General features: G+C 66.8%; 12 protein-coding genes and 1 tRNA gene. 8 read left to right on the top strand and 5 right to left on the bottom strand.

What is annotated here, in order from left to right:
• Positions 1–781 precede the first annotated feature (781 nt).
• Positions 782–1,363, bottom strand: coding sequence for a DUF305 domain-containing protein (locus ITJ55_RS14680; protein WP_055801328.1), 582 nt, complete (start codon positions 1,361–1,363; stop codon positions 782–784).
• The gene (locus ITJ55_RS14675) at positions 1,360–2,124 is read right to left on the bottom strand and encodes a cation diffusion facilitator family transporter (protein WP_369814011.1); all 765 of its coding nucleotides are present in this window, start codon (positions 2,122–2,124) and stop codon (positions 1,360–1,362) included. The genes ITJ55_RS14680 and ITJ55_RS14675 overlap by 4 nt, the downstream gene beginning before the upstream one ends.
• A 7-nt stretch (positions 2,125–2,131) precedes the next feature.
• Between ITJ55_RS14675 and ITJ55_RS14670 the strand changes: the two genes are divergently transcribed.
• From ITJ55_RS14670 to ITJ55_RS14650, 5 genes are all read left to right on the top strand, one after another.
• Positions 2,132–3,199, top strand: a complete 1,068-nt coding sequence (locus tag ITJ55_RS14670; RefSeq protein WP_055801336.1) for a sodium:calcium antiporter — start codon at positions 2,132–2,134, stop codon at positions 3,197–3,199.
• A gap of 428 nt (positions 3,200–3,627) precedes the next feature.
• Positions 3,628–4,134 (top strand): hypothetical protein, encoded by a 507-nt coding sequence (locus ITJ55_RS14665; protein WP_158612599.1) that lies wholly within the window; start codon positions 3,628–3,630, stop codon positions 4,132–4,134.
• Between the two features lie 298 nt (positions 4,135–4,432).
• A complete protein-coding gene (locus tag ITJ55_RS14660) occupies positions 4,433–4,939 on the top strand; it encodes a sigma-70 family RNA polymerase sigma factor (protein ID WP_055801561.1) in 507 nt (168 codons plus the stop codon).
• Positions 4,936–5,646: a zf-HC2 domain-containing protein gene (locus tag ITJ55_RS14655; protein WP_082452595.1), complete on the top strand. Its 711-nt coding sequence runs from the start codon at positions 4,936–4,938 to the stop codon at positions 5,644–5,646. The genes ITJ55_RS14660 and ITJ55_RS14655 overlap by 4 nt, the downstream gene beginning before the upstream one ends.
• A gap of 185 nt (positions 5,647–5,831) precedes the next feature.
• The gene (locus tag ITJ55_RS14650) at positions 5,832–6,239 is read left to right on the top strand and encodes a low molecular weight phosphatase family protein (protein ID WP_055801565.1); all 408 of its coding nucleotides are present in this window, start codon (positions 5,832–5,834) and stop codon (positions 6,237–6,239) included.
• On the opposite strand, the gene ITJ55_RS14645 is transcribed toward ITJ55_RS14650, so the two are convergent.
• On the bottom strand, positions 6,222–7,196 hold the full coding sequence (locus ITJ55_RS14645) for an arsenic resistance protein (RefSeq protein ID WP_055801345.1): 975 nt from the start codon (positions 7,194–7,196) through the stop codon (positions 6,222–6,224). The genes ITJ55_RS14650 and ITJ55_RS14645 overlap by 18 nt on opposite strands.
• Positions 7,197–7,291: 95 nt before the next feature.
• Between ITJ55_RS14645 and ITJ55_RS14640 the strand changes: the two genes are divergently transcribed.
• A complete protein-coding gene (locus ITJ55_RS14640; RefSeq protein WP_055801348.1) occupies positions 7,292–7,693 on the top strand; it encodes a MerR family transcriptional regulator in 402 nt (133 codons plus the stop codon).
• 30 nt (positions 7,694–7,723) lie between these two features.
• Here the strand turns inward: ITJ55_RS14640 and ITJ55_RS14635 are convergent, their stop codons facing one another.
• Positions 7,724–8,290: a recombinase family protein gene (locus ITJ55_RS14635; protein WP_055976327.1), complete on the bottom strand. Its 567-nt coding sequence runs from the start codon at positions 8,288–8,290 to the stop codon at positions 7,724–7,726.
• A gap of 498 nt (positions 8,291–8,788) precedes the next feature.
• A tRNA-Ser gene (locus ITJ55_RS14630) sits at positions 8,789–8,879 on the bottom strand.
• A 137-nt stretch (positions 8,880–9,016) separates the two neighbouring features.
• Here ITJ55_RS14630 and ITJ55_RS14625 point away from each other — a divergent pair.
• Together ITJ55_RS14625 and radA are read left to right on the top strand one after the other, a co-directional pair.
• A complete protein-coding gene (locus ITJ55_RS14625) occupies positions 9,017–9,907 on the top strand; it encodes an SGNH/GDSL hydrolase family protein (RefSeq protein ID WP_194596033.1) in 891 nt (296 codons plus the stop codon).
• 9 nt (positions 9,908–9,916) lie between these two features.
• Entirely contained in the window at positions 9,917–11,281 is a 1,365-nt protein-coding gene (gene radA, locus ITJ55_RS14620) for a DNA repair protein RadA (protein WP_056260088.1), read from the top strand.
• Positions 11,282–11,442 lie beyond the last annotated feature (161 nt).

Genomic DNA, 11,442 nt, shown 5'->3' with positions numbered 1-11,442 from the left:
GCCGCTGCTCCTCCACCTGATGGGTCGAAGCCCGGCACGAAGCGCGCACGTCCTGGTCCGGAGCTCCGCCATTCCGACACGAGCTGATCGAGGCCCCTCGGCTGCTGCATCCCTAGACGCTACGACGTCGAGGACCATTTCCGCCCACGCTCACCGACGACGCGGAACGACCAAGACGGCGTCCGCTCCGAGTGCACTCGCCCCACAGCAAGTGATCCAGTGGGCGATCCTCTATCGGGCACCGTCCACGCGTGCGTTCAAGCGATCAACCAGTTGCGCCATTCGGGGCGGTCCGAGTCGAAGGACGAGCGACTCCGAGAACCAGCGCATCCACACCGCCTCGACATCAAGGATCGTGACGGCATCGGCCCTGAGGAGAATGCGAACCAGGTCGACCGCCTCCATCTCGCACTCATCTGACGGAGCACCGTCCGGCTGACCAGGCTCGAGACCATACGGATCGACATCGCTGAGAACAGCCAAGACACCAGCGAGGGTCTTCCCGTAAGTCACTGTCCCCGCTCTCATGCCCCTCATGATGCCTGGGGCTGCCTCAACCGGTGACCGATTGCTAGGCGGACGTTTTCAGCACGGGTCACATCCTCACCAGCAGGACTGCGGGAGCGACGTCGACCACGAGGCCGGCGACCGGTATCGCTGCCACCCCAGGTGGCGACCAAAATTCCGCTGCTTGTGGCTCCCCGAGCCATCCCGGGACTGCATTACCAAGACCGAGATTCTGGTGACCGTCTTGGGGCACGCTGGCCTGCGACGAGGACGGCTACTTGATTACCGCGAGGAGGTCTTCCATCGTGTCGATCTGGTCAGTCTGAGAGGAGACGATCGCTGTCGCCAGCTGGACCGCGTCAGGGTTCTGCCCACCCTCGATCTCGGTCTGCGCCATCTCGACAGCCCCCTCGTGGTGTGTCGTCATCTGTTCCAGGAACAGCCGCGCCGCGTCGGTTCCGTCAGCATTCTCGAGGGCGTCCATGTCGGAGTCGCTCATCATGCCGTCCATGGAGTGATCCATGGACGCCTCAGTGTCCTGCCCCCAAGCCTTGAGCCATGTCGTGAGCTGATCAATCTCCGGGGCCTGCTCGGCCTTGATCGTCTCGGCAAGGGTGATCACGTCCCCGTCGATACCGTCTTTCGCGAGGAGCATGTCGCTCATCTCGACGGCCTGGGTGTGGTGCGGGAGCATCATCTGGGCGAACATGACGTCTTGATCGTTGAAGGCAGCAGCCTGGGACGACGACGCGGACGACGTGTCGCCTGCGGACGACGACGCCTCGGCGCACCCCGCGAGGGCGAGGGCAGCAATGGTCGCAGTTGCGCTGATGAAGATGGTGGCGGTGCGGTTCATGGTCGTTCTTCCAGGATCAGAATCGAAAAAAAGATACCCCCCGGAGGTATCGTGCCGCGTACGGCTGATGAGAGCCTCTGAGCCGGCACCGGTGGTATCGGTGTAACGGTGAACGCGTCGAGGTTGCCGAGCGCAGCGCGCAGATGCGCCTCGGCCTGGTCGGCGGTCTGGGACGCCGTCAGGAGGTCTTCGGCGTCGACCTCGATGGTTGCGGAGCCGGTGAGACGGTGCCCGATCCACCGGAGATAAAGATCGTGGACGCCCCGCACGCCCAGGGCGTGTTCCAGGGCGTGTTCGGCTCGCTTGTGGAGGTCGGGGTCGATGCCGTCCATCAGCCGTCGGCCGATGGATTTCACCGTCCCCCAGGGCAGGACCATGATCGAGGCTGCGATGAGCAGGCCGATGATGGGGTCCGCGAGCGGGAACCCGGCGAGGACCCCGATGGCGCCCAGCACGACAGACAGGGACGTGAAGCCGTCCAGGCGGGCGTGGACCCCGTCAGCGACAAGGGCTGCCGATCCGATCCGTCGCCCGACGCGGATGCGGTAGATCGCGACGAGTTCGTTGTCTGCAAAGCCGATGAGCCCAGCGGCGACCAGCAGCCAGGGATTCGCGATCGGCCTGGGGTCGATGAGGCGGTTGATCGATTCCCAGCCCGCGGCGGCTGCCGACGAGTGCAAGGCGCCTGGACCGGCCGGGGGCCGCCGGCATCCGTCTCGACGATCGCCCCGCGTCGAGAGGCGCACCCCGAGGAGTTGCATAGCACGCATGGACACCCTTCCCCTCTGGCTGTTAGCCGCCATCTTCGTCGCCGGCGCCGCCGTCATCTGGGTCGCCGGCATCCAGCTGTCGAAAACGACCGACGTCCTCGACTCCCGACTCCACCTCGGTAGCGCGCTCGGCGGACTCATCGTCCTCGCGGTGGCGACCAACCTGCCCGAGATCGCCATCACGGTCAGCGCCGCCCTCTCGGGCTCGCTCGAGGTGGCCGCGGGCAACATCCTCGGCGGCATCGCCCTTCAGACGGTCGTCCTCGTCGTCCTGGACGCCCTCGGGAAACGCGGCAAGGGTGTCCACCCCCTCACCTATCGCGCGGCCTCCCTAGGGCTGCTGCTCGAGGCACTGGTCGTGGTGGCGGTCCTCGCCGTCGTCATCGCCGGAACCCAGCTGCCGTCCTCGCTCACAGTGGCGCGCCTGACGCCGGACGTCGTCCTCATCGCCGTCATCTGGCTCGTGGGCCTGTTCCTCGTCCGGCGTGCCGGCAAGGGCCTGCCGTGGCACGAGGCCGGAGCGGCACCTGACACGTCGACGCCGCGACCGCGCGGACACCGGACGCGCTCGAACCCGTCGCCGACGACCATGAGCACGAAGAAGGCCGCGGTCGTCTTCGGCCTGTCGGCCCTCGCCACGCTCGTCGCCGGCGTCGTGCTCGAACGCGCGGGCGACGCGGCCGCGTCGCAGATCGGCTTGTCGGGTGTGCTGTTCGGCGCGACAGTCCTGGCCCTGGCGACGAGCCTGCCCGAGATCTCGACCGGGTTGCAGGCCGTCAAGCAGGGCGACGACAACCTGGCCATGAGCGATATCTTCGGCGGCAACGCCTTCCTGCCCGTGCTCTTCCTCGTCGCCACGGTCATCTCCGGGCAGGCGATCCTGCCCCAGTCGAACACCAGCGACGTCTACCTGACCGCCCTCGCCGCGCTCCTCACGCTCGTCTACGCCGTCGGCCTGCTCTTTCGGCCGCGACGACGCATCGCGGGCATGGGCGTGGACTCGTTCGTCGTGCTCGTGCTCTACGCGGTCGGCATCGGTGGCCTCGTCGCCATCACGCTCGGCTGACAGGACCAGCCCGGCGACACTGGCGACCGTCAAGCCCAATGAGCCGTGGAAGTTGACCAAGGCGCCCATGCTGCTGTAGCCGCGGGCGTCCTTGTACTCGACCTGGCCGACGTCTGAGATCGCCGTAATCCGGTCCCGGGGGATGTTTCGAGACCAGATCACGTCGTGAACATGGATAGTCACGTCGTCCAGCAGGGCGTGACGCCGCAGCTGCGAACAGTGGCCCAGAGTGATGATGTGTGACAGCGGTGCCCTCGGTGCAGGGTTGCCACTCGCGTCTGCCACCCGTTTCGCCGGGAGTGAGGACGGCTGCCTGCGACCGCCAATCTTTTTCGGCCACGGATGAACTTCTGGATGAGCTGCATCGTGTTCGTAGTAAGCGGGCTACCTGGGCCGGCGTACCAGCAGGAGGAATCATGCACAAGCGAATGACCATCACCCTCACGACGGCCGTTTTGGCGGCGGCCGCTCTCTCCGGGTGCACCACATCTGCCGAATCATCCACGACGACCGACTCCACCGAGCCGGCCCCCGCCGAGACCACCGCGGCAGCGGCAGTCCTCGGCACCGCAACGTCTCCCCTGGGCGAGATCATCACCGACGACGCCGGGTACACGATCTACACGTTCAAGATGGACGAGCAGGACTCGGGCACCAGCAACTGCTACGACGAATGCGCCACGACCTGGCCGGCAGTTGAAGCCTCCGACACGTCCTCCCCAGAAGGCATCACGGGCGAGATCGGTTCCCTCACCCGCACGGACGGGACAACCCAGCTGACCGTCGACGGCTGGCCGGTGTACCGGTTCGCGAAGGACACCGAACCTGGACAGGTCAACGGACAGGGCGTGAAGGATGCCTGGTACGTCCTCCAGCCGGACGGCACGATCAACATGGAAGCAGCCACTGAGGGCGCAGCAACCCCAGCCTCCTGATCGCACGCCTGCCTGCCGGACAGAACTCTCCGGGTTGCAGGCCCTCGCAGCTCCACAACCCCACCCGAGCAAAGGAGCCACAAGGCAGTGCTCATCGACATCAAGGCAGAGACAGTGGGTGCGAATACGTCGACTGCTTCCGCTCAGACGGTGAACCCATGTCCTGGCCTGGTCGATGGCATGAGGTTCGATCACTGGTGCGCATCGGCGTTCCTCGGTGCGCTCGATACAGGCACGACAAGAGGCGGTCCTGGATCAGGCACTAGCCGGACTTCACTGGCGCGAGGCGGTGAAGGTCATGGCCCGAGCCAGTGACGAGCTTTTGTCGACATTGTTCGAGTGCCACGGCGGGGCGCTTCGCCGTTACACACACAGCCTCACTCGGAACGCGGCGCTGACCGAGGACATCGTTCAAGAGACGATGCTGAGAGCATGGCAGCGTCCTAAGGTGCTGGAGCTCGACAAGGATGCGGCTCAAGCGTGGCTGTTCACGGTCGCTCGGCGCCTCGTCATCGACGACGCACGATCTGCCCGGAGTCGACGAGAAGTGGCAGCCCTTGGCGAGGTAGAAGGCACTGCTCTCGATCGCACTGATGCCGTCCTGGACAGCATCATCGTTGCGGACGCGCTGGCGTCGCTCTCCGACCACCACCGTCAGATCGTCATCGATGCGTACTTCGCTGGTCAGAGCATTCCTGAAATTTCGAGACGGCTTGGCATCCCAGAAGGAACCGCGAAATCGCGGCTCCACTATGGGTTACGCGGGCTGAGGCTAGCCCTCCAAGAAAGGGGCGTCACACGATGACTGAGCATCCCGATCTTCAAGCTAACGAGGACCGTTACCAAGACTGGGACGCGTCCTACGTCCTCGGAGCGCTCCCCACCGATGAACGTCGCGAATACGAGCAGCACCTCAGTACCTGCGCCAACTGCCGTGAAGCGGTGACGGAACTTGCGGGTCTCCCAGGCATCCTGAGCCGAATCTCGCCGGAAGAGGCCCTTGCCATCCATTCACCTCTGGGTATGGATGAAACTCAGGCGCCATCAGAAACGTTGTCGCTGATGGCCCACCGCTTCCGCAAGAGTCAACGCCGCCGCCGAGGAGTCATGGCTCTCGCAGTTGCCGCTGCTGTTGCTGCCGCCGTCTTCGGGGGGCTCGCCGTGGGCGCAAGAAACGACGTCGGCCCAGCGACGGCCCAAATGACGTTCCAGCCCATGGACCCCGGAACTGACTCCACCACCCTTACTGCCGGTCTGCAGATCGAGGAGAAATCTTGGGGCACGAGGCTCGATTGGAACTGCGACTACGGCGCGGATGCGCCAGACAACTCCCGATACGAGCTCGTGGTCACACAAACGGACAACACCACGCTTACCGTCGCGACGTGGGACGCAGCTGGCTCGCGTGCCGCAGATCTGTCTGCGTCGACGGCTATTCCCAGCCTGAAGATCACGAGTGTAGAAATCCGCTTGCAGGGATCCACGGTCGCGTTGGCTCGGCTAGACACCTGAGCACCTCCGAACGAGACGCCCGTTAGACGGTCGGTCACCGGACGCTCGTTGGCTGCGACCACTCCCTCTTAGTTGCGGGGCCCAGATCGTCTCGATAAATCGGTCCGAAATCGCTCTCGGTGGCGGATCGGCTATCGAGACGCAAACGCGGTGACTCGTTTCTCGACGTCAGTATGGTTCGCCACATGACCACTCATCAGCCCACTGTCGTTTTCGTCTGTCAGAAGAACGCGGGCAAGTCGCAAATGGCCGCAGCTCTGATGCGCGACCTCGCTGGCGACGAGGTCACCGTGCGCTCTGCCGGCACCAAGCCCGGGGCTGCCCTCAACGCCCAATCAGTCCAGTCTCTTCAAGAGCTGGGCATCGACGTTGGCGACGAGCACCCGAAGGCCCTCACCGCAGACATGATCGCCACGGCTGACGTCCTCGTGACTCTCGGTACCGAGGCGAAAGTTGAAGGGATCCCGACAGTCCGGTTCGAGACGTGGATCACAGACGAACCTTCCGAGCGGGGCATCGAAGGCATGGAGCGGATGCGCCTTGTCCGAGACGACATTCGCTCTCGAGTCGCAGACCTACGCAACCGTCTCTGAATCGCTCCGCACGAGACGTGGGACGAGGCGGACGAAGATCACCATGCCAACGAGCTCGATGAGCGTCTGGGTGACGACGACGACCGGAGCAAGCGACAGCGACGCCGGGAGGGCGAGTGCGAGCGGCAAGACCACGAGCGAGTTCCTGGTCGCACCGCTGAACACCAGGGCCCGTGTTGCTGGCACGTCGAGCCGGAAGATGCGTCCGACGCCGATGCCGAGCGCTGCCATGACGACGAGGAACGCGGCATAGATCGGCACCAGCACGAGGAGCTGCCCCAGGGCGTCTCCGACGTCTCCGGCTTGTGAGGCCACGACGGTGAACAGGGTTGCCATCATCAGCGGCACCATCAGGCCCAGCATCGTCCGCTCGATCACGACACCGGACCGGTGTCGCCGGGCGAGGGCCTGCACGAGCGCGGCCGCGGTGAGCGGGACGACGATTAGGAGGAGGAACGCCCGTGCGAAGGGGCCGACCTCGACCACGGCGACGCCCTCGGGGCCGATGAACAGCAGCAGGTACAGCGGCAGGAGAAGGATCTGCGCCAGCATCAGAACCGGTGCCGCAGCGAGGAGCCGTTCTGACGCGCCGCCGGCAAGACCGGCGAACACGATCACGTAGTCGATGCACGGGGTCAACAGCACCAGCAGCACCCCGAACAGCAGCGCCGGCTCGTCCGCGACGAACCGGGACAGCCCGTACGCGACGAGGGGGACGACGACGAAGTTCAGCACCCCGACCGCGGCGAGGAACCGCCCGTCTCGGAGAGACCTCCTGATCGCGGCGAACGGCACCCCGAGAAACGTCGCGAACAGCAGCATCGCGAGCACGGGCTCGATCGCGGCCTCTAGGTGGTGTGCCCCCGGCACGGTGAGGCCGACCACGCCGGCAGCCAGGATAGCGACCAGGTAAAGACCGATCTGCCGGTGTTCGCGCCAGGAAACGACCGCGTTCACGGCAGGACAGGTGTGGGGGAAGAGGGCACGTCAGTGACCGTAGAGGTTCGAGCCGCTCGAAGGTCAAGCGGCACCGGCGGCTCTAGGGTCGCGGTGTGCGAATCTCCGAAGTCAGTAAACGCAGCGGTGTCTCCGCCACGGCGCTCCGGTACTACGAGTCCATCGGGCTCTTGACCCCGGCCAGGGCCCACAACGGGTACCGCGACTACAGCCCGGACCTGCTCAGCCGCCTCGACCTGATTGAAGCCAGCAAAGAACTCGGATTGCCTCTTGATCAGATCGGCGCGCACCTCAGCACCATGGAGTCGACGTCCTGCACCGATGTCCGGGAGGCGCTGCGGCCGCTCTTGGCAGAGCAGGTGCGTCAGATCGAGAAGAAGCAGGCCCGGCTCGACCGGCTCCGGTCACGCCTCGCTCGTGCCGAACACGGCCTAGCCGCGTGCCCTGACCGGTCAGAGCGGTGCTCGACCGAGTGCGTGTTCCGAACGTTCCCCTGATCCGCCGAGCCTCGTCCACGAATCGATGGATCAGGGCGCCGCTCGCTGGATTGCGCGGTAGACCGTCGAACGCGCAACACCGAAGAGTTCGGCGATCTCGCTGGTTGTGTGGGCGCCGGTGCGGTGCAGCTGCACGAGGTGCTTCTCCTGTGAGGGGGTGAGCTTGGGCTTGCGACCGCGAAGCTTGCCAGCGGCCTTGGCGATCGCCATCCCCTCCCGCGTGCGGGCACGGATCAGGTCGGCCTCGAACTCAGCCACCATTCCGAGGACGTTGAATAGCAGGCGGCCCACTGGGTCGGTGGGGTCGTAGACCGCTCCCCCGAGGTTCAGGGCGACGCCCTTCTTCGTGAGCTCGTCGGAGATGTCGGTCGCGTCACGCAGCGAGCGGGCAAGACGGTCGAGCTTCGTCACCACCAGGACGTCGCCGGCACGGCACGCAGCGAGGGCCTCGCGCAGGCCCGGCCGGGCTCGAGTAGTGCCCGACAAGCCGTGGTCAACATGGACGTGTTGATCGTCAACACCAAGCGCTGCAAGACCGTCACGTTGTGCTGCGAGATCTTGTCCTGACGTCGAGACGCGGGCGTATCCGATGAGCATCCGACGACTGTAGCGTTCATCCCCCCGTCACCGGGCATTTTTGCGGGACAGGCATACGCGAATCCGCAGGCCAGGCGCCACTTGATGCCAGTCGGATAAAACGGGCCCAAGCAGGTGTCCCGATGAACGACCGCCTATCGGGCACAGGTCATCCTGTCGTCGGCAGTAGCCGGGCTCAGATGCAGCGACGCAGCCTGAGGTCGAACGCCGGTAGTCGCGGCGTTCGAGCCTGCTGCCCTTCAAACCCGTACGCCCCGGGAAAGCCCGCCAGCGTCACAGAGTCCTCTGCGACGGATGTAGGGCCGCCGAAACCCGTCACCATCCGTGCGCATCGGATCGCGCGAGGCCTAGGCCGGGACCGCCGCACTCCGACGGAACACGCCCGCTTGACGCTTCGGGACGCCTTCCCCAAGGCGGCTCTCCTCGCAGGCCGCACCACATGTGCACCACCGGGCCTCCGGGAAAAGCGAAAACCCCTGGATGACCAGGGGTTTTCTATGGCGGTACCGGTGGGATTTGAACCCACGGTGGAGTTAACCCCCACACATGTTTTCGAGACATGATCCTTCGGCCGCTCGGACACGGTACCGAGGACGAGTTTAGTACATTCGGCGGCAGGTACGAAACCGGGCGATCCGTCGCCCACAGGCGCGCGCCTCCTCGGGGTTGTGCACAGGGTGCACAGACGCCCGGCACGGGCATCGGAGCCCGGCGTAACCTCGGCCCATGCCCTCACGCCACACCGTCCTCGCCTTCGTCTCGGGCGTCGGCGTCACCCTCGCCTCCACGGCCGCCGCCGGCGCCGGCGTCACCCGCTTCATGCAGCGACGCAACGCGGCCGCCTCCGAACTGAACGCGCTGCTGCCCGTCCATTCCGCCTGGTGGCGTGACCGCTACGACCGCAAGGGCAAACTGCTCTACGTCGCGATGGGCGACTCCGCCGCCCAGGGCATCGGCGCCTCGAGCCCGGCCCGCAGCTACGTCGGCCGCATCTCGGCCTCGATCCGCCGCCAGAGCCACACCTCGCTTCGCGTCGTCAACCTCAGCGTCAGCGGCTCGACCACCTGGCTCTGCCGAAAGGACCAGCTGCCGAAGTTCGAGAAGTACGAACCCGACGTCGTCACCGTCGCCATCGGCGCCAACGACATCATCCAGTTCAACCCCGAGTCGTTCGAGAAGAACCTGCGCGTCATCTACGGCGCCCTGCCCTCACACGCCATCGTCGGTGACCTGCCCGCCATGTGGATTCCCGACCGCGAGAAGAAGCTCGTCGAGGCCAACGCCATCGTCCGCCGCGTCGCCGGCGAGTTCGGCCTCACCGTCGCCCCGCTCTACGAGACCACCCGCAAGCAGGGCTTCTTCCGCACCTACCGCAACTCGGCCGGAGACCTCTTCCACCCGAACGACCGCGGCTACCGCGTCTGGGCCTCGGCCTTCGCACCCGCCATCACCGCCCGCCTCGCCCGCATCGCCGCCGACGAAGCCGCCACCGCCCACGAAGCACGCGAGGCCGAAGCGGTCGCCGCCCACAGCGCTGCCGCGTCCGCGACGGGCACCGCAGGAGGCGCGCCCACGTCCCCGACAGACGCCCCGTCGGATGTCGGAGGCGCCTCCTAGGCTGACAGCATGGCCCGCCCCACCACTCCCCCGTTCCGCTGCACCGAGTGCGGGTGGACGTCGCTCAAGTGGGCCGGCCGCTGCGGCGAGTGCCAGCAGTGGGGCACCGTCGTCGACGTCACCTCGGCTCTCGTCAGCGCCCGTGGCACAGCCTCGGTCCGCGTCGACGGCGACCGGGTCGCACGACCCATCACCCAGGTCGAGGCCAACAGCGTCGCCTACTGGCCGAGCGGCATCGCCGAGTTCGACCGCGTGCTCGGCGGTGGCATCGTGCCTGGCGCGGCCATCCTGCTCAGCGGCGAACCCGGCGTCGGCAAGTCGACCCTGCTGCTCGAGGTCGCCTCCCGCGCCGCCGCCACCGGCGCCCGCGTCCTCTACGTCACCGCCGAAGAGAGCGCCTCGCAGGTGCGCCTCCGCGCCCAACGCACCGGCGCCATGCACGACAACCTCTTCCTCGCCGCCGAGGTCGACCTCTCGGTCATCCTCGGCCAGATCGACCAGGTCGACCCCCAGCTCGTCATCGTCGACTCGGTGCAGACCGTCTCGTCCTCGACCATCGACGGCATCGCGGGCGGCACGTCGCAGGTGCGCGAGGTCGCCTCGACCCTCATCCGCGTCAGCAAGGACCGCAACCTGCCCGTGCTGCTCGTCGGCCACGTCACGAAAGACGGCACCATCGCCGGGCCCCGCCTGCTCGAACACCTCGTCGACGTCGTCTGCCAGTTCGAGGGTGACCGCCAGACCGCCCTGCGCTTCATCCGCGCCCACAAGAACCGCTTCGGCCCCACCGACGAGGTCGGCTGCTTCGAGATGACCGGCGACGGCATCGCCGAGGTCGCCGACCCCAGCGGCCTCTTCATGTCACGCAACGGCACCCCCGTCAGCGGCACCTGCATCACCGTCGCCATGGAAGGCCGCCGCGCCCTGCCCGTCGAGGTCCAGGCGCTCATCGTCGCGAGCTCGACGCCCCAGCCCCGCCGCGTCGTCAACGGCGTCGACTCGTCGCGCGTCGCCATGCTGCTCGCCGTGCTCGAACGCCGCGCCGGCATCCGCCTCGGCGACGCCGACGTCTACGTCAGCACCGTCGGCGGCATCAAGATCACCGAACCCGGTGCCGACCTCGCCATCGCCCTCGCCCTCGCCAGCGCCAGCCGCGAGAAGCCCTTCCCCCAGACCATGGCCGCCGTCGGCGAGATCAGCCTCGCCGGCGAGATCCGACCCGTCTCCTCACCCAAGCAACGCGCCTCCGAAGCCCGACGCCTCGGCTTCACCCAGCTCGTCGACGCCGAAGCGGGCAACCTGCGCGAAGCGCTCCGCCGGGCGTTCAGCGCCGCGGGCTCCGAACGCGACCGCGAGCTCGACCGGGCCTTCTAGGCCGAGGCGACCCGCGCCTCCTGAGCCAGGGTGCCCGCCCGCTCGAGAACCGGCCCGTCGAGTGGTCCCGAACCGTCGTTCCGATGTCCTCGAGCGACGAGTTGGGACCACTCGACCCGCGCCTCCGAGACCCGGGTCGCCCCGAGCACGAGACCCGGGCG

Origin of the sequence: Frigoribacterium sp. VKM Ac-1396 (assembly GCF_015350895.1) — a bacterium.
GTDB lineage: Bacteria > Actinomycetota > Actinomycetes > Actinomycetales > Microbacteriaceae > Frigoribacterium.
Note: the sequence above shows the minus strand (reverse complement) of the source record. Positions and strands in the feature narration are given on the sequence as shown.